This is a genomic window from Pseudodesulfovibrio portus, assembly GCF_026000375.1.
GTDB lineage: Bacteria > Desulfobacterota > Desulfovibrionia > Desulfovibrionales > Desulfovibrionaceae > Pseudodesulfovibrio > Pseudodesulfovibrio portus.
This window is the reverse complement of sequence record NZ_AP026708.1, coordinates 2,280,034-2,298,694: the sequence shown is the minus strand read 5'-3', so window position 1 is coordinate 2,298,694 and position 18,661 is coordinate 2,280,034. Positions and strand designations below refer to the sequence as shown.

Below are 18,661 nucleotides of genomic sequence, written 5' to 3'. Positions count from 1 at the left end.
TCATGAAGGTTTCCATGGACAGACCGCTCAAGAATATCTGGGGAATCATCCTCGCCGCCGGGTCCGGCTCCCGGCTGGCAGACGCTGCGGGGGGCACGCGCAAGCAGTATCTCGAATACAAATCCGCTCCCCTGTTCTGGCACAGCGCCCGGACGTTCTCGCGGGTGGCCCCGGTGCAGGGAGTGGTCTTCGTATTCCCGCCCGACGACGTCGCGGCCATGGAAAAGACGCTCCGCCAATACTTCAAGTCCGAGGACCTCGGCATCCGGTGGGCCGTGGCCCCCGGCGGCGACCGGCGGCAGGACTCGGTCCGCAACGGCCTTTCCGCCCTGCCCGCCGATTGCGGCGGCGTGCTGGTCCACGATTCGGCCCGCCCGTTCGCCTCGGCCCGCATCCTCACCGACCTCATCGACGCCCTGCAGGACGGCGCGCGCAGCGTGATCCCGACCGTCCCGGTGACCGACACCGTCAAGCGGGTGGCCGGGACCACGGTCGCCGAGACCCTGAACCGGGCCGAGCTGGCTGCGGTGCAGACGCCCCAGGCGTTCGAGACGGGGCTGCTCAGGGAGGCACACGACCGGGCCGACAAGGAGGGCTGGGAGGTCACGGACGACGCGTCCATGGTCGAGCGGCTGGCCGAGGTGGTCACCATCCCCGGCGAGGCGGCCAACATCAAGATCACCGTGCCCGAGGACCTGAAACGGCTCGAAGAGGCCGGGACCACGGTCCCGTGCGTGGGCTGGGGCTACGACGTGCACCGCTTCGGCGGGGACAACGACCGGCCCCTGGTGCTCGGCGGCGTGCCGATCCCCGGCGGCCCGACCGTCATCGCCCACTCGGACGGCGACGTGCTCCTGCACGCCCTTGCCGACGGCATTCTCGGCACCTTCGGCGGCGGCGACATCGGGCGCCATTTCCCGGACACGGACCCCAGGTTCAAGAACGCCGACAGCGGGGTGCTCCTGCGCGAGACCCTGGCCATGGCCGAACAGGCCGGGGTGCGCGTCGTACACGCGGACCTGACGGTGGTCACGCAGATCCCCCGGCTCGCGCCCCATGCCGCCCAGATAGCCAAGAACATCTGCCGACTCCTGGGGCTGGAAGCGCATCAGGTGAATTTCAAGGCCACCACCGAGGAAACCCTCGGCTTCACCGGCCAGAAAAAAGGCATCAAGGCCGTGGCTTCGGTCACCGGCCTGCGGGAGATGTGATCCATGCGGCCGATCTGGAAATTTCTCATCTCCTTCGTCATCTTCGTGGCCGTGTGCGCCGCCGGAGTCGGCTGGTTCATCGAAAACGAGGTGGAAAAAGGGCTCAACAAGGCCGTGGCCGAGACCAAGGGGCTGCGGCTCGACTATGCGGACTGCTCGGTCAACATCCTGGACCACACCGTGGGCCTGACCGACGTGCGGGCCACCCTGCCCTCGGGCCACCATTTCACGGCGGCCAAGCTCCTCATCCTCGCCTTCGACCAACTCAACCCGCTGCCCTACTATGCCACGGCCACCTGTTCCGGTCTGGACATCCCGGTCACCTACGCGAATTTCGGCAGCTGGGCCGCGCCCATGCAGAAAATGGGCATCTCCTCGGTCAAGGGCGAGGCGTCCCTGGACTACACCTACTCCCCGGACACGGCCACCCTGACCATAAAGGAACTCTCCCTGCACGACGACGACCTGGGCCGCGCCCGGCTGAGCGGCCAGATCGACCAGCTCGACATGGTCACCCCGCGGCTGGAGCAGCTCATCGGCGTCCGCATCAAGGCGGCGACCCTGGATTTCACGAACCTGAGCCTCATGGACCACCTGATCGCGGACTGGGCCAAGAAGATGGACTCGTCCACCGACGTGACCGTGGCCCGCATCGCCGCCGAACTGGGCGGGCTGGCAGACTACGCCCGCGCCCAGGACAACGCCCAGGCCGAGAACGTCATGCTCGGCCTGAAACGGTTCGTGACCGACCCCGGCACCATGACCGTCTCGGCGACGCCCGAGGACCCGGTGCCCGTGCTCTATTTCTTCATGGGCCGCGACCTGATGGAAAACCTGCGTCTGCTGGACATGAAGATAGAAACCGACTCGGACGACCAAATTTAATTAAAACATAATGATTCCAATAGCGTAAAAACGGAGTAAATCAATGAGATTGTACAACACCCTGAAACGGCGAAAAGAGGACTTCGTCCCGGCGAACGGCAACGACGTGAACATGTACGTCTGCGGCATCACGGCCTACGACCTCTGCCACATCGGCCACGCCCGCTCCAGCGTGGTCTTTGACGTGCTCTACCGCTATCTGAAGCACAAGGGATATGACGTCACCTTCATCCGCAACTTCACGGACATCGACGACAAGATCATCAAGCGCGCGGGCGAGGTGGGCAAGGAAGCCGCCGAGATCGCCGAAAAGTTCATCGGCGAGTTCTACGTGGACATGGACCGGCTGGCCATCCAGCGCCCTTCTGTCGAGCCCAAGTGCACCGAGCACATCCCGGAGATGATCAAGCTGACCGAACATCTCATCGAGAAAGGCCACGCCTACGCCACCCCGTCCGGCGACGTGTATTTCAAGGTCCGCTCGTTCGACGGCTACGGCAAGCTGTCGGGCCGCAACATCGACGAGCTGGAGTCCGGCGCGCGCATCGCACCGGGCGAGGAAAAACAGGACCCCCTCGACTTTGCCCTGTGGAAGGCGGCCAAGCCCGGCGAGCCGTCCTGGGAATCCCCGTGGGGCCTCGGTCGCCCCGGCTGGCACCTGGAGTGCTCGGCCATGAGCGAAAAATACGCCCCCCTGCCGCTGGACATCCACGGCGGCGGCCAGGACCTGGCCTTCCCCCACCACGAGAACGAGGTGGCTCAGAGCGAGGCGGCGACCGGCAAGCCGTTCGCCAACTACTGGGTGCACAACGGGTTCGTGCAGATCAACTCCGAAAAGATGTCCAAATCGCTCGGCAACTTCTTCACCATCCGCGACATCCTGGACAAGTTCCTGCCCGAGACCCTGCGCTATTTCCTGCTGACCATGCACTACAGGAGCCCGCTGGACTTCTCCTTCGACGCCCTGGAAGAGGCCGAAAAGGGCATTCGCCGAATCTACTCCGCCCTCAATCAGGTGGACGTGGAGCTGGCCAAGTCCAAATGGAAGAAATCCCCGTTCCCCGAGGAGCTGACCGGCGAGCTCGACCAGATCGAGAAAAGCTTCATAGAGGCCATGGAAGACGACATGAACACCGCCGGGGCCCTCGGCCACGTGTTCTCCGCCGTCCGCCTGGCCGGGCGCGTGTGCGAGGACAAGAACCTGCGCAAGTCGGAAGGCGGCCGCGACCTGTTCGAGCGCCTCAAGAAGGACGTGGCCCAATGGGGAGCCGTCCTCGGCATCTTCGAACGCGAGCCCGTCGAATTCCTGACCGAGCTGCGCGACAACCGCGCCGCCCGCGCCGGCATCGACCCGGCCAAGGTCCAGGAACTGCTGGACGCACGCCAACAGGCCCGCAAGGACAAGGACTTTGAAAAGTCCGACGCCATCCGCGATGAGCTGGCCGCCATGAACGTGGAAGTGAAGGACACGCCACAGGGCGCGACCTGGGACGTGATCTAGGGCCGGGAACCCCCGCCCCCGGATCTGCGTAACGCACAATTCCGATTCACCGGCCTTTGGGCAAGCCTGCCCAAAGGCCGGATTCCGTTTATCCGCATGCGCCCGCGCCTTCGGGCGTGATCAACGGTGCTTCCCCCCGGAACGGGACAGGATTCGCCGCCGCCACTTGGTGCCCTCCCAAACGGCGAGGAAGACGGCAGCCGCGCCCAGAACGTGGAGCCAGTCCCGGGCACCTATGGGGGCGAACTCCAGAAAACGGTCGATGCCGGGGGCATGGACCGCAACAATGGTCAACACCGCCGAGATAATGACGGACGCGAGCAACACCCTGTTTGTCAGGATGTTGCGGTTGAAGATGGTCGTGTTCCGGTATCGGCAGGACAGGATATTCACGAATTGGCAATAGGCCATGGTCAGCCAGGTCATGGCGCTGGCCCGCGCATACTCCAGCGTGCCGATGGCGTCCGGCCCGAGCGTCAGGTCGTGGCGATATATGTAGAAAAAGAAGTTCGCCACAGCCAACACTCCCATGAGCGCGCCCAGAAAGCCGACTTCCAGGCCGGTTGCGAAATTCAGAATGTGCTCGTCGCGGTCCCGGGGCGGCCGCTGCATGTCCTCGGGCGTGGGCGGGTCGAAACACAGGAAGGTCAAAGGCAGGATTTCCGCCATCAGGTCGATGGCGAGAATCTGAATCGTCAGGATGGGGATGGCATAATTGCCCATGGCCATTCCGGCCAGCCCCAGAAGCACGGCCAGAAGCTCGGCGATGTTCGCCGTCAGGGAGGCAAGCACCACCTTGCGGATATTGCTGTATATTCCCCGCCCCTCCTCCACGGCATCAACAAGGGTGGAAAAATTGTCGTCCAGCAGCACGACCTCGGCGGTCTCCTTGGCCACGTCCACGCCGGTCCTGCCCATGGCGACGCCGATGTGGGCCCGTTTCAGCGCCGGGGCGTCGTTGATGCCGTCGCCGGTCACGGCGACCACCCGGCCCAGATCGCCGAGCAGCCGGACCACCCGCAGCTTGTGCACCGGGTCCATCCGGGAAAAGACCAACGCGGAATGCTCACGCATCATGTCCGAGAGTTCCTCATCGGACAAACCCTCCATTTCCTTCCCCCGCACGACACGCATGTGTTCCCGGGCCCGCGCCAGCCCGATGTCGTTCGCAATGGCCTCGGCCGTGGCCGCGTGGTCGCCGGTAATCATGTAAATGTCTATGCCCGCACCGTGACACTTGCCCATGGCCTCCCGAACGCCGCTCCGGGGCGGATCGATCATGCCGACAAGGCCGAGGAAGATCATGTCCCGTTCGGCTTCCTCCGGCGAAAGGGGCTCCGGGGCGCTGTCCAGCGGGCGATAGGCCACGGCCAGCACCCGCAGGGCCTGGACGGAAAAGGCGACGTTCCGGTCGCGGATGCGCTCCTTGTCCGTCTGCGTCACGGGCCGGACTTCCCCATCCCTCAACGTGAAGCCGCAGACATCGAGCACCTGATCGGTGGCGCCTTTCAGCACCACGAGAGGCCCTTCGGGGAAGCGCCGTATGGAGCTCATGCGCTTTCGGACCGAGTCGAATGGGAAGCAACGCAGTTCCGAAAATTCTTCGCCCTCGCCCGAATCGAATATCCCGGCCTTCATGGACATGACGACCAGCGCTGCCTCGGTGGGATCACCCACGGCATACCAGCCTTGGTGGAATTCGTCCGGCGGGTGAACCGTCCCTGCGGACGCCAGGGTGGCGGCCCGAAAGAACAGCGACATCTTCCGGATATCCTGCTCCGGCACAGGGGTTTCCCCCGTATCCAGCACCTCGCCTTCAGGTCGGTAGCCGACGCCGGTGAAGACCAGGTCCCTCCCATTGACCCATGCCCGGGTCACGGTCATCTCGTTGCGGGTGACGGTTCCGGTCTTGTCCGTGCAGATGACGTTGGTGGAGCCGAGGGTCTCCACGGTGGGCAGGCTCTTCACCACGGCGTTCTTCGCGGCCAGATGCTTGCTCGCCGTGGCCAGGGCCACGGTCAACTGAGCCGGAAGGGCCTGGGGGACGCAGGCCACGGCCACTCCCAGGGCATAGGTCACCACCACCAGCCAATCCAGCCCCAGCCACAAGGCCAGCGCCAGGATGCCCCCGCAGATGACCACGACCACGACCGTCAGCCGCATGGCCAGCACGTTCAGTTCATCCTGAAGCGGCGAGCTGACCTCCATGGTCTCCTCGGCCATGGATGCTATCTTCCCCAGCTCGGTGTTCATGCCCGTGTGGGTCGTCACGCCCAGCCCGCTCCCGCTGGCGACCGTGGTTCCGGCGAACGCCATGTTCCGGCGATCCCCCAGAGTCAGATCGTCCGCCAGGCGGTCCGTCATCTTGCCCACAGGCATGGATTCACCGGTCAGGCTGAATTCGTTGGTGCGCAGGTTGCCGGCTTCGATGATGCGCAGGTCGGCCTGGATCTTGTCCCCCTCCTCGATGCGGACCACGTCGCCCGGCACCAGGGACTGAAGGGGAATCTCCTTGAGCATGCCGTCGCGGATGGCGCGCGACGGAGAAAGGATGAGCGAATGGAGCTTGCGGACGATCTGGCTGGCCTTGTATTCCTGGTCGAACCCGAGAATCGCGTCGATGACGACGATGAGGAAAATGATCACGCCGCTGCGAAAATTTTCCCACGAATCCTCGACAATGGCGAGGCCGAAGGAAATGACGCCCGCCAGGATCAGCACGACAACCAGCAGATCCTTGAACTGCGACAAGAGGATGGCAAGGCGGGATCGGGGCTTGGCCGCCACGAGGTCGTTCGGGCCGTGAAGCGCGAGCCTTTGCTCGGCCTCGTGCGAGGAGAGTCCCTGCGCGGAAGAGTCCAGCGCGGCAAGGGCTTCATCCACCGACAGGGTGTGGAATGCGGTTTCGGCCATGCCATGCTCCGTTTTGCGGATACGTTTCCCGCAAACCCTAGCACAACAGGTCTGAACTACTCCACCGCCGACAAGGAAATATCTTTCGCAAAAACACGCCCGGAGGCCAGCCTTACCGTACCTTCAGCGACCAGAAATACCGCTCTGCCCCGGCAGCCGGATAGCCAGCCACGTCGCCGAGCAGCCACCCTTCGGGGATGTCGGCTTCGGCGGGCGGCGGGTCGTTGGAGAGAATGACGGCGACACCGCCGCGTCCCGGCTCGTTGCGGAGCATGGGGTGGATGAAATCGAGGAGCCTGGGCCAGGGCATGAAGGCCCGGCTGAGGATGAGGTCGGCGGTGGCGTGGTGACCGGCCCCGGCAAGACGGGCCAGGGCGTCCTCGGCCTTGCCGTGGAACACGTTGGTGGCGGGCAGCTTGAGTCTGCCGAGGGCGCTTTTCATGAACAGGGCCCGTTTTTCGCGCACCTCCACCAGCCAGTACTCGCCGTCGGGCCAGAGGGTGCGCAGGGGGATGCCGGGCAGTCCGGCCCCGGCCCCTAAGTCCAGGCACAGCGGCTTGCCGGGAAGCTTCAGATTGGCCAGGAAGTCGGCCAGGAACAGGGAGTCCACGACCAGGGTATCGAACACGGTGCGCCAGTCGGACTTGCCCACCAGGTTCATCTTCTTGTTCCACTTGATGAGCTGGTCCAGGTAGACGGCCAGCAACCCGGCCTGGCGGTCGTCCACGGGACGGCCCAGGGCGCGGGCGGCCTTGGTCACGGCTTCGGGTGTCGGAGAGGTGTGGGCCATGGGGTGCAAATACGTTTTTTCCCGAAAACAATCCAGCCAATCCCATCCTGATTTCCGCATCCAAAACAACCGCCTCAGCATACCCCCACGCCCCTTTGGCGAGGGTGAGTGTTTATCGGACCGGTCATTTCCCGGTTGGCGAGAGTGGGTCGAGTGCAAGGCGCAAGCAACGGGCTAGGCCGAAGCGTATCCCCAATACGCGAGGATTTGCCCGTTGCGCAGCAACGCCGCAATCGGCCCGCTATCGCCAACCAGGAAGGCCGCCCACGCGGACGGCCTTCTTGAGGAGGAGGTGTGTGATGACGATTATGGCCGGGGATGGCGGTCCGGCCATGGAGAGTGTGTCGTCACGGATGTTCCGGAGGGGTTCCGGCCCATCCTTGAGTCCCTTTTACGCCGCCCGGCCATGAAAAACATTGACCTGGGTCAAGAAACCTCAACTTTCCGGTTTTTCGTCCGATAGAGACTGAGTGCCAATTCCCCTGAGCTCTTTGACTTTTTTTACAAGGGGATATAGGGACACTTATTGGAGTGAAACAGTTCGACCTGCGGGGGTATTGCAGGGCCGGGCTGTAGGGGAACCATTTTCACATTCAGGAGGGAGTGTACAATGAAACGACTGCTGATGCTCTGCCTCGCGGCGGGCATGCTCATGCTGGCCGCGTCCGCCTTTGCCGCCGGGCCCCATGACATGGAATGTATGGAATGTCACAGCACCCACTACGCCAAGGGCGACTATGCCGTGGGCGTGAAGCCGCTGTATGCCGACAACCCGGCGCGCACCCGCGTGGGCATGAAGATCGTCAACATCGACGCCCTGTGCCTGGGCTGCCACAACGAGGAAGAGGGCATCCTGCCGGTCAACATGCACACCACCCACCCCACCGGGGTGACGCCCACCTACACCAAGGTGCCGCGTGAACTGCTCAAGGACGGCGTGTTCTCCTGCGTGAGCTGCCACAACCCGCACCCGTCCAACGCCAACTACAAGTACCTGATCCTGCCCACCGCAGACGGCGGCAACATGGGTACCTTCTGCGCCAAGTGCCACCCCAACCAGTCCGATCCCGAATCCGTGGCAGCGGCCCAGTCCCTGCCCCTGACCACCGACGGCCCCGGCGCCACCATCGTCAAGGTCAAGCCCGCCGCCGAGTAACACCGAATCACCGACCACAAAAAGGGCGCAGCCACCAGCTGCGCCCTTTTTTCTATAAATTTCACTACCGTAAGCGACTTGGGTGCCAAGGGCACCCAACAGCGAGTCACCCCCCCCCAGCTCATCCGCCCCTCGCACACCCCGCCACGCCGTCAGGCTTGCAAGACCGGCCCATCGCCAAGGCCAAACCCGCCGACCACAACAAAAAAGCGCAGCCACCAGCCGCGCCCTTTCTCTTCAATACCAACACCGTGAGCGATTCGGATGCCAAGGGCATCCGACAGCGGGTCACCCCCCAGCTCATCCGCCCCTGCGCACACCCCGCCACGCCGTCAGGCTTGCAAGAGTGGGTCAGATGTGCATTTTTCGAGTGGCCGGCTCCCGCAGCGTACTCCCTGTACGCGAGGACAGCCGGGTGCTCGAAAAGTGTGCAAATGGCCCGCTATCGCAAGCCGCGACCTACGCGTCCTCGTCTACCGGGCGCGTATAGCCGCACCCCTTTTTAGGACAGGCGATGTGCTCGCCCTTGTCCTTGGTTGTCTTGCGCGTCAGGACCGGATGCTTGCACTCGGGGCAGGCCTCGTTGATTGGCCAGTTCCAGACCGCGTAGTCGCACTTGGGATAGGTGGAGCAGGAATAGAACAGCTTGCCCCGGCGCGAGGACTTTTCCACCAGCTCGCCTTCGCATCCTTCGCGCGGGCAGGGAACGCCCGTGGAGAACGGGGCGGCATAGGTGCAGTCCGGGTAGTTGGAGCAGGCGATGAACCGGGAGCCGGTGCGGGCCTTCTTGAGCAGCAGCTCGCCGCCGCAATCGGGGCAGGTGCCGACCACCTCGGGTTTCTCGGATTCCACGACCTTGATCTTGCCGTCCTCGTCGCGGGTGAAGTTGACGATGGACTTGCAGTCCGGGTAGCCGGTGCAGCCCAGGAACTCGCCGCGCCGGGACTGCTTGATGGCCATGGGGCGACCGCACTTTTCGCAGTTGACGCCGGTATCCTCGGGCTTCTCGCGCTCGGTGACGTGGATCTCTCCCTGCTCGTCGCGGGAAAAATTCTTGATGGTGCGGCAGGCCGGGAAACCCGTGCAGCCCAGGAATTCACCGGTCTTGCCGAACTTGACCGCCATGGGCTTGCCGCAGTTCTCGCACATGATGTCCGTGACCTGCTGGGTGCGGGCCATGCCGGTGCGCGCCTTTTCCAGGGTGGGATAAAAATCGTCGCCAAAGGACTTGAGCAGGTCCTCCCAGTTCTTCTTGCCCTCGGCCACGTCGTCCAGGTCGGACTCCATGCCCGCAGTGAAGCCGACGTCCATGAGCGCCTTGAAGTGCTCGGAGAGCTGGTCGGAAACGGTGAAGCCGAGTTCCGTGGGCACGAACCGCTTCTCCTCCTGGATGGCGTACTCGCGATCCAGCAGGGTGGAGATGATGGCCGCATAGGTGGACGGCCGTCCGATGCCCAGTTCCTCCAGGGTCTTGACCAGGGAGGCTTCCGAGTATCGCGGCGGCGGCTGGGTGAACTTCTGTTCCTTTTTCAGCTCGTTGAGCGCCAGGACGTCGCCTTCCTTGAGCTTGGGCAGTTCGGTGTCGTCGTCGCTGCTGCCCTTGTCCATGGCCGCCAGAAAACCGGCGAAGAGCATGCGCTCGCCCTTGGCGCGCCAGATGGTGTCGGGCGCGGCGACCAGGACCGTGGTGTCCCAGAAGGTGGCCACGGCCATCTGCGAGGCCACGAACCGCTGCCAGATGAGCCGGTACAGCTTGTACTGCTCGGCGGGCAGGTACTGCTTGACGTCCTCGGGCGCGATGGCCACGTCAACGGGCCGGATGGCCTCGTGCGCGTCCTGGGCGCCGCCCTTGGTCTTGAAATTCCGCGTCTTGGACGGGTAGTAGTCCGCGCCGAACCGATCCAGGATCAGTTCCTTGGCCGCGTCCTGGGCATCCTTGGCGATACGCACGGAGTCGGTACGCATGTAGGTGATCAGCGCCGTGGTGCCGCGCGCGCCGAGCTCGACGCCCTCGTAGAGCCGCTGGGCGATGGACATGGTCCGCTTGGCCGAAAAGCCCATGCGCCGGTTGGCGTCCTGTTGCAGGGTGGAGGTGATGTACGGCGGCAGGGGCGAACGCTTGCGCTGCTTCTCCTGCACGGAGTCCACCTTGAACTCGCCCTCGGTGAGTGCCTTTTCGAGCGATTCGGCCTCGGTCTGCGTGGAGACGTGATTGACGCCGGGCTTGACCGCCTTGCCCGAGAGCTTGTGCAGGTCCATCCAGAACGGCGGCGGGTTCTCGCCCGCGAGCAGGACCTTGAACGGCCAGTACTCGTCGGGCCGGAAGGCGCGGCGTTCCTTTTCCCGTTCCACCAGGATCTTCAGCGCCACGGACTGGACGCGCCCGGCGGAGATGCCGCGCTTCACGTTCTTCCACAGGATGGGGGAAATCTTGTAGCCCACCAGCCGGTCGAGGATGCGACGGGCCTGCTGGGAGTCGAACAGGTTCTCGTTGAGTTCCTGCGCGTTCTCGAGCGCTTCCTTCACGGCCCGGGCCGTGATCTCGTTGAACTGGATGCGCCGGATGTTGTCGTTGTATTTCTTGAGCAGCTCGGCCACATGCCAGGCAATCGCCTCTCCCTCGCGGTCCGGGTCAGGTGCCAGGTACACGGTCCCGGCCTTCTTGGCGGCGGACTGGAGCCTCTTCACGACGTCCTGCTTGCCCTGGATGACCTCGTAATGCGGGGCGAAGTTGTGCTCTTCGTCAACCCCGAGTTCGCGGGTGGGCAGGTCACGCACGTGGCCCACCGAAGCGTCGACCACATAGTCCTTTCCCAGGAACTTGGAGATGGTCTTAACTTTGGCAGGGGACTCGACGATGATTAAATCTTTCGGCATGTTCGGCTCTCATATCAGGCTCCTGAAAAACGCACGATCGCACTTTTCCACTTCGGCACTCGCGCGCTCTTGAGCAGCCTGCTAGATGTTTCCCGGTCAGTTGATAGGCGGTGTTTGGGGCTTGGAACGCTCCGCAACCCGTTCCCGCCGTGTGAGGGGGCTCTATGCACACTTTTCCGGCGGCACGTCAACCCTCTATATATTGATAATGGGTGAAATCCCGTTTTCTCCCTGCCCGTCATGTCACCACATGTCCATGAATCCGACACGTTCGGTCACAGCCCCGTAAGGCGTGGTCCCTCCAGATAGCGTACCACCGGGAAAAGTATCAATCATTTCTTTTCCAAGGAGAAAATCATGCCTGCTGAACGACTGAAACGCCGCGACTTCCTGAAGCTCGGGGCCATCGCGGGGGCCACCGCCGTGGTCGCGTCCATGCCCGCCCCCGCCTTTTCCGCGCCTGCCCGGCGCACCCTCGCCGAGTGTCTGGAACTGGACCACGTGGCCATGGCCGACGCCTCGGCCCCGGTATCCGCAGCCTGGCGCTCCATCCGCCTGACCGCCGCCGAAATCCGCAACCCCGCCATCCGGACCAGGGTCGAGGCCATCCTCGACAACCCCGCCCCCACCCTGGCCCGATCCATGGGCAAGGGCGAAAAAAAGGCCATATACAGGGAACTGACCGCCAAGGGGCTGCTCAAGGACGTCACGGAAGCGGACTTCATGCCGCCCGTCGGCAACGCGGCCAAAGCCCCGCAGCCCTTCCGGTCCGCGCCGGGCAGCGGCTACCAGTCCCATCACTCCTATCCCGGCGGCCTGGCCACCCACACCGATCTCAACACGCGCGTGTCCCTGGCCCTCTACGACGGCTACCGCCAGGTCTACGACTACATGCTCGACCGCGACGTGGTCATCGCCGCCCAGCTGCTGCACGACCTGCACAAGCCCTGGGTCTTCCAGTGGGATGAGCACGGCGAATCGCGCGGCGAGATGAAGCTCGGCGGCACCGGCGAACACCACCCGCTGGGCGTGGCCGAATCCATCGTGCGCGGCCTGCCCGCCGAGGTCTGCGTGGCCCAGGCCTGCGCCCACAACCACCCGCGCACCGAAAAGGACGAGGCCCAGGTGGTCGGCTGGCTGACCGCCGCCTCCGTCATCGCGGGCGTGGACCCGGTCAAGCACGGCCTGCTCGCCGCCGACGGCAAGACCCTGCCCATGCCGCGCCGCCAGGAAGGATTCGTCACCCACCTCGGCGACCATGACTGGGTGCTCACCGTGCCCGCGGCCCAGTGGCTCATCCCGGTCATGGAAAAGGTGGCCGTCCGCGACTACAAGATCAGCGAAAACGATCTCAGGAAAAAGCCCTTCAACCAGTTCCGCAACTACGTCTTCTCCCAGGCGACCATCATGTCCCTGTACGAGACCTACGCCGCCAAGGGCGAAGCCGAACTGACCCGCACCATCCACTCCATCGTCCGGCCCGCGTAGGCTGGATGCCTCCGGCGGCCGGGGAAGGGGAGAAGGAAACCCTTTGAAAAGGGTTGTCCCTCTCCCCTTCCCCGGACCCCATCCCCTCTTCCTTCCCAAACTTTTTGTGCCGCCTTCGGCGGGGGGCGCGCCTGCTTGGGCTGTGCGCCTTGATTTTGGCCCGGCCAATCATTTGTAGACTAAATCTAGACATAAGGTTTTGAGAAGACTGCGCTTTTGCCGGAACGGGCACTTTGACCGAAAAATCGAGTGGTTACGGGACGGGTAATCGTGGTATACCCGTACCTGTGGATGGGGAATGGAAAAAACATCATTAATTCATTAAACTAAATAAAGATCGGGCCGATAAGACAGAACGAGCATAAGGCCCGGTATTCGGATATGTTATGAATGATCGCAAACAGGAATTGGCCCAGCGCGCCGCCGAGGTGCGCGAAGCCCTGGCCGACGCCGCCAGGGAAGCGGGACGCAAGCCCGAAGACGTGACCCTGGTGGCCGTGTCCAAGCTGCACCCTGCCTCCGACATCCGGGCCCTGGCCGAGACCGGGCAGGCGGACTTCGGCGAGAACTATGTCCAGGAGGCGCTGGGCAAACTGGAGGAACTGGCCGACCTGGACGTCAACTTCCACTTCATCGGGGGGTTGCAGTCCAACAAGGCCAAATTCGTGGCCGGGAATTTCGCGCTCGTGCACAGCGTGGATTCGCGTAAGCTGGCCCAGGCATTGCATAAAAAGGCGGAAAGCCTTGGCGTGGTTCAGGACATCCTGATTCAGGTGAACATTGCGGGAGAAACGCAAAAGTCCGGAATCACAGTAGATTCATTGCCCCAACTGGCCAACGAGATCATGGGGCTTGCGGGAGTGCGGGTCGTCGGTTTGATGACGATGCCGCCGTTTTTCGACGAGCCGGAACGGGCCAGGCCTGTTTTTTCCCGGCTCAGGCAGCTGAGGGATGAGCTGGAAAAACAGCTCGGTTCACGCCTGCCGCACCTGTCCATGGGCATGACCGGGGACTTTGTCCCGGCCGTGCAGGAAGGGGCGACCATGGTGCGGATAGGAACACGGATTTTCGGGGTGCGACCTCCGAGATAGGCAGGAGAAAGGGAACGGTATGGATCTAGGGACCGTAATCGGGATTGTCCTCTCCTTCGGGCTTGTGCTGTCGGCCATCATGACCGGCTCCAGCCTGATCATCTTCGTTTCCGTGCCGTCACTCCTCATCGTCGTGGGCGGCACCATCGGCGCGGGGCTGGTCAACTACCCCATGAACTACGTCATCGGCGTGGTCGGCGTCATCAAGAACACCTTCTTTTCCAGCCTGGAAGCACCCGCCGACGTCATCGAGCGCTTCAAGGAATACGCCAACCGCGCCCGCCGCGAAGGCATCCTCTCCCTGGAGCCGCTGATCAAGGAAATAGACGACGACTACATGCGCAAGGGGCTGCAGCTCACGGTCGACGGCCTGGAACCGCAGACCATCCAGGAAATCCTGGAGACCGAGATATCCTACCTGGCCGAGCGGCACTCCACCGGCGCGGACGTGGTCGCAGCGCTGGGCACCCTGGCCCCGGCCATGGGCATGATCGGCACCGTCATCGGCCTGGTGCAGATGCTCCAGACCATGTCCGATCCGTCCTCCATCGGCCCGGCCATGGCCGTGGCCCTGCTCACCACCCTGTACGGCGCCATCCTGGCCAACCTCGTCCTCAACCCCATGTCCGGCAAGCTCAAGGCGCGAAGCAAGGAGGAAGTCCTGCTGCGCGAAATGATCATGGAGGGCATCCTGTCCATCTCCAAGGGCGAGAACCCTCGCATCATCGAGGAAAAGCTGAACAGCTATCTGCCGCCCAAGGACCGGATAATGTCCGACCAGTAACCTCGGAAGGGGCGCGTCATGGCCAAAAAGAGAAAACTCGACTGCGAAGAGATCCCCCCGTGGATGGTCACGTTCGCCGACGTCATGACGTTGATGCTGACATTCTTCATCCTGCTCGTGTCCATGGCCACCATCGACCAGCGGCGCAAGCTGGTGGCGCTCGGCTCCATCATCGGCACCTTCGGCTTCAACAAGGAGAGCTACGAGCTCTACTCCAAAAAGGACACCAAGAAGACCGTTGAGCCCGGCCCCATGGACACCGGCGACCTGGAGCCGCTCAAGGCGCTGAAGTGGGAGAACGTGGACGACGACATCAATTTCAGTTCCAACCGGTTCGTCCAGATTCTGTCCATCGACGCCAGCCTGCTTTTCGAGCCCGACACCACCACCCTGTCCGACCGGGGAAGGGCCACCATCGACGGGTTCCTGCCTCTGCTCAGGCAGGTGCGCTACCCCCTGCTCCTGGCCGGGCACACCTCGGAACTGCGCGACGAGTTCGGCCGCAACTACCTGCCCGGGCAGGACGAGGAAAATCCCGACCTGTCCTGGAAGCTCTCCCTGCACCGCACCCTGGCCCTGTATTCCTATCTCCTGGACAACGGCCTCCCGCCGGACATGCTCATGATGGAGGCGTTCGGAAAATTCCGGCCCCATTATCCGCAGAACACGCCCGAGAACCGGAGCCGCAACCGCCGCGTGGACATCGTGTTGGACAAGCGGTCCAGCGGGCTGGGCGACCGGATAATCGAGACCCTGCCTGATCAGGAGATCCGCAGGGACGTACTCAGCGTCGACGGCTTCGAGTTCGACGTTTCCACGCCCGAGGAGCTGCGGTAGCCATGGGCAAGAAGAAGAAAAAGGAAACCTGTCCGCCCCTGGCCCTGTGGCTGGTCACGTTCTCGGACCTGATGACGCTGCTGCTCACCTTTTTCGTGCTGCTTTTGACCATGGCGTCCATGGACAACGCCATCCTGACCACCGTCACCCTGACCACTGCGGACCTCGGCCTGCTCGACAAGCGCGGCTCGGGCCGGGTCAACGTCAAGGACCGGATGGTGGTGGAGCTGATGGAGAAACCGTGGGAGGTGCTCGACAAGGCGGACCGCATCAAGGACCTCCTCTTCCCGGACGACACCCTGCCCGACGAGATGGACAAGTCCACGCTCTACGAAAACCTGGACGTGCTCGCCCGGCAAAACGGCGTGGCCCTGGTCTTCACCAGCGACATACTCTTCGAGCCGGGAGGGAGCCGGTTGTCCGACAACGGCCGGTTCCTCATCGGCAGGCTGGTGCCCATGATGACCCAGACCGAGGCCCCCATCAACGTGGCCGGGCACACGGCCCGTGCCGAGGTCGTCGAGGACATGTACGAACTTTCGGGAGACCGGGCCCTGGCCGTGCTCTCCTACCTGGTGGAGCTGGGGGTGCCCAACAAGCGGTTCACCCTGTCCGCCTACGGAGACCACTTCCCGGTGGTGGACGAACTGGGCCGTCCCGTGGAGGACTCGCCCAAGAACAGGCGGGTGGAAATCCTGCTCAAGACCGCGCGCCCCATCGGGGGATACCAATAGGGCGCGGGCTCGAGTCTAAACTTTGTCTGGAAAAATGGGCCGAATGGCGATATAGGGTGTGCAACGTAAAAAAGAAAGGTGGCCGCCATGGCTGACGAAGAACTTGTACAGGAAAAAGGGAAAAAGAAAGGCGGAATGCTGAAGTGGATCATCATCGCCGTGGCGCTCATAGCCCTCGGCGTTGGCGGATACTTCGGGTATACCATGTTCTTTGCCTCGTCCGACGACGCGGCCGGCGAGGAAGCGGCCCAGGACGGGGCGGGCGGCGAAGCGCTCGAGGACCTGGAGGGACAACTGGTCCCGCTGCCCACGTTCCTGGTCAACCTGGCCGATCCATTGGGCCGCCGCTACCTGAAGCTCGGCGTGGAAGTGGAGGTCCGGGACGAGGAGGCGGCAGCCGCCCTGACCAAACACGAGGCCAAGGTCAAGGACACCCTGCTCCTGCTCCTCTCCAGCAAGACCTACGACTCCCTTTCCACCATGAAGGCCAAGGTCGAGCTCAAGCAGGAAATCGCGGATCGTCTCAACCAGATCGTGGGCAACGGCTCGGTTCTCAGGGTCTACATCACGGAAATGGTTATCCAGTAGCACGCTTCTTGCAAAATCCGCTTCGGGCCGTCCCGGTTTTTGACGGTCCGCATGGTGAACACCTATTTTCGCGAGGTAAGCGACATGGCTGACGATCAGGATAAACTTGCACAGGAATGGGCCGACGCCCTGATAGAAACCGGCGACGCGGAAGGCGGCATGGACCCGGACGATCCGCTCGGGGGCCTGGAAGACGTGGGCGACCCGTCCGAGGCCGGCAGCGCGGACCTGGGCCAGGACGACGAAGCCCTGGCCGACGAATGGGCCGCAGCCCTTGCCGAGACCGAACAGGACGAACTCAAGCACGAGAAGGAACAGGAATTCCTGTCCACCCAGACGCACGACTACGACCTGCCCGACATGGGGGCCGAAGCCAAGTCCGGCGGCTCGGGCGGCAAACGGGACCTGGACTTCATCCTGGACATTCCCCTGGAAGTGTCCGCCGAACTCGGCCGCACCAAGCTCCTGATCAACGAGCTGCTGCAACTCGGCCAGGGGTCCGTGGTCGAGCTGAACAAGCTGGCGGGCGAACCGCTGGAAATCTACGTCAACGGCAAGCTGGTCGCCCGGGGCGAAGCGGTCGTCATCAACGAAAAATTCGGTATCCGGCTGACGGATATCATCAGTCCCATCGAGCGGGTGAAGCAACTTGGATAGCACCACGGCTGCAACCACGGGCGCTGCACCCGTGCAGCTTCCCCCGGTGGATTCCGGCACGGCCATCCTGACCACGGCGGGATACCTGTTCCTGCTGCTGGCCGCCATTCTCCTGGCATTCTGGCTGCTCAAGCGGTTCGGCATGCCGGGTTCGCTGTCGAGCGGGAAAGGAGGGCCCAGGCTGGTCAGCCGCCTCATGCTGGGCAACCGCCAGTCCGTGGCCGTGGTCCGCTACCGGGACCGGGACATGGTGCTGGGCGTGACCGAACACCAGGTCACCCTGCTGGCCGAAGAGGAGGCCCGCGAGGAGGAAGCATCCCCCTCGCCGTCCGCCGGCTTCGCGGCCATACTGAAAAGGGGCTCCACCGATGCGGACTAGCGGCAGCCGATCCCTGACCGTCCTTCTGCTCGTCCTGGCAGGAGTCCTGCTCCCAGCCCTGGCGTGCGCCCAGGCACCGACCATCCCCAAGCTGACCATGGAGCTGGCCGCCGGTCAGGCCGATCCGACGGAGGTCTCCACCCTGCTGGAGATTCTGTTCCTGCTGACCGTCCTGTCCATGGCTCCGGCCATCATGCTGACCATGACCTCGTTCACCCGGATCATCATCGTCTTCCACTTCATCCGGCAGGCCATGGGCACCCAGCAGATGCCGCCCAACCAGATCATGGCCGGGCTGGCCATCTTCATGACCATGGTCATCATGTATCCGGTGGGCAAGACGGTCAACGACACCGCCATCCAGCCCTACATGGCGGAGGACATCAATTTCACCGAGGCCCTGGACAGGGCGCAGGTGCCCATCCGCGAGTTCATGTTCAAGCATACCCGCGAAAAGGACCTGTCCATTTTCTATTCCATAACCAAGGAACCGCGCCCGGAGAACAAGGAAGAAGTCTCCACCATCATGCTGATCGCGGCCTACACCATCTCCGAACTCAAGACCGGCTTCACCATCGGCTTTCTGATATACATCCCGTTCCTCATCCTGGACATGGTGGTGGCCTCCATCCTGCTGGCCATGGGCATGATGATGCTGCCGCCGGTCATGATCTCGCTGCCGTTCAAGATTCTCCTGTTCATCCTCATCGACGGCTGGAACCTGCTGGTGGGTTCGCTGGTCAACACGTTCCAGTGACCATGCGCACGGT

The 18,661-nt window shown here is 63.3% G+C and carries 16 protein-coding genes; 13 read left to right on the top strand and 3 right to left on the bottom strand.

The genetic code is table 11. From position 1 onward, the window contains the following. Positions 1-14 precede the first annotated feature (14 nt). From ispD to cysS, 3 genes are read left to right on the top strand one after another with little or no spacing between them, the layout of a single operon-like run. On the top strand, positions 15-1,211 hold the full coding sequence (ispD, locus tag OO730_RS11100) for a 2-C-methyl-D-erythritol 4-phosphate cytidylyltransferase (RefSeq protein ID WP_264981536.1): 1,197 nt from the start codon (positions 15-17) through the stop codon (positions 1,209-1,211). Between the two features lie 3 nt (positions 1,212-1,214). Further along, positions 1,215-2,096, top strand: coding sequence for a hypothetical protein (locus OO730_RS11095; protein WP_264981535.1), 882 nt, complete (start codon positions 1,215-1,217; stop codon positions 2,094-2,096). A 43-nt stretch (positions 2,097-2,139) separates the two neighbouring features. Then, entirely contained in the window at positions 2,140-3,597 is a 1,458-nt protein-coding gene (gene cysS, locus OO730_RS11090) for a cysteine--tRNA ligase (RefSeq protein WP_264981534.1), read from the top strand. 120 nt (positions 3,598-3,717) lie between these two features. On the opposite strand, the gene OO730_RS11085 is transcribed toward cysS, so the two are convergent. Both OO730_RS11085 and OO730_RS11080 read right to left on the bottom strand, forming a co-directional pair. After that, on the bottom strand, positions 3,718-6,510 hold the full coding sequence (locus tag OO730_RS11085; RefSeq protein ID WP_264981533.1) for a cation-translocating P-type ATPase: 2,793 nt from the start codon (positions 6,508-6,510) through the stop codon (positions 3,718-3,720). Positions 6,511-6,622: 112 nt separating this feature from the next. Beyond that, a complete protein-coding gene (locus tag OO730_RS11080; RefSeq protein ID WP_264981532.1) occupies positions 6,623-7,300 on the bottom strand; it encodes a 16S rRNA (guanine(527)-N(7))-methyltransferase RsmG in 678 nt (225 codons plus the stop codon). Between the two features lie 610 nt (positions 7,301-7,910). Between OO730_RS11080 and OO730_RS11075 the strand changes: the two genes are divergently transcribed. Beyond that, a complete protein-coding gene (locus tag OO730_RS11075) occupies positions 7,911-8,456 on the top strand; it encodes a cytochrome c3 family protein (protein ID WP_264981531.1) in 546 nt (181 codons plus the stop codon). 459 nt (positions 8,457-8,915) lie between these two features. On the opposite strand, the gene topA is transcribed toward OO730_RS11075, so the two are convergent. Beyond that, positions 8,916-11,333, bottom strand: a complete 2,418-nt coding sequence (topA, locus tag OO730_RS11070; protein ID WP_264981530.1) for a type I DNA topoisomerase — start codon at positions 11,331-11,333, stop codon at positions 8,916-8,918. A 357-nt stretch (positions 11,334-11,690) separates the two neighbouring features. Here topA and OO730_RS11065 point away from each other — a divergent pair, with 357 nt between their 5' ends. From OO730_RS11065 to fliP, 9 genes are all read left to right on the top strand, one after another. Further along, positions 11,691-12,821: a twin-arginine translocation signal domain-containing protein gene (locus OO730_RS11065; protein WP_264981529.1), complete on the top strand. Its 1,131-nt coding sequence runs from the start codon at positions 11,691-11,693 to the stop codon at positions 12,819-12,821. A gap of 386 nt (positions 12,822-13,207) precedes the next feature. Beyond that, positions 13,208-13,912, top strand: coding sequence for a YggS family pyridoxal phosphate-dependent enzyme (locus OO730_RS11060; RefSeq protein ID WP_264981528.1), 705 nt, complete (start codon positions 13,208-13,210; stop codon positions 13,910-13,912). Between the two features lie 19 nt (positions 13,913-13,931). Further along, positions 13,932-14,696, top strand: a complete 765-nt coding sequence (locus OO730_RS11055) for a motility protein A (RefSeq protein ID WP_264981527.1) — start codon at positions 13,932-13,934, stop codon at positions 14,694-14,696. 18 nt (positions 14,697-14,714) lie between these two features. Then, a complete protein-coding gene (locus OO730_RS11050) occupies positions 14,715-15,533 on the top strand; it encodes an OmpA/MotB family protein (RefSeq protein WP_264981526.1) in 819 nt (272 codons plus the stop codon). Between the two features lie 2 nt (positions 15,534-15,535). Next, entirely contained in the window at positions 15,536-16,267 is a 732-nt protein-coding gene (locus OO730_RS11045) for an OmpA/MotB family protein (protein ID WP_264981525.1), read from the top strand. Between the two features lie 87 nt (positions 16,268-16,354). After that, positions 16,355-16,855, top strand: a complete 501-nt coding sequence (locus OO730_RS11040) for a flagellar basal body-associated FliL family protein (protein WP_264981524.1) — start codon at positions 16,355-16,357, stop codon at positions 16,853-16,855. Positions 16,856-16,939: 84 nt separating this feature from the next. Beyond that, on the top strand, positions 16,940-17,512 hold the full coding sequence (fliN, locus tag OO730_RS11035; protein ID WP_264981523.1) for a flagellar motor switch protein FliN: 573 nt from the start codon (positions 16,940-16,942) through the stop codon (positions 17,510-17,512). Beyond that, positions 17,505-17,891, top strand: a complete 387-nt coding sequence (gene fliO / locus OO730_RS11030) for a flagellar biosynthetic protein FliO (RefSeq protein ID WP_264981522.1) — start codon at positions 17,505-17,507, stop codon at positions 17,889-17,891. The genes fliN and fliO overlap by 8 nt, the downstream gene beginning before the upstream one ends. Then, positions 17,881-18,648 carry a flagellar type III secretion system pore protein FliP gene (fliP, locus tag OO730_RS11025; protein ID WP_264981521.1) on the top strand — a complete coding sequence of 256 codons (768 nt, stop codon included), beginning with the start codon at positions 17,881-17,883 and terminating at the stop codon, positions 18,646-18,648. The genes fliO and fliP overlap by 11 nt, the downstream gene beginning before the upstream one ends. The last annotated feature ends 13 nt before the right edge of the window (positions 18,649-18,661 follow it).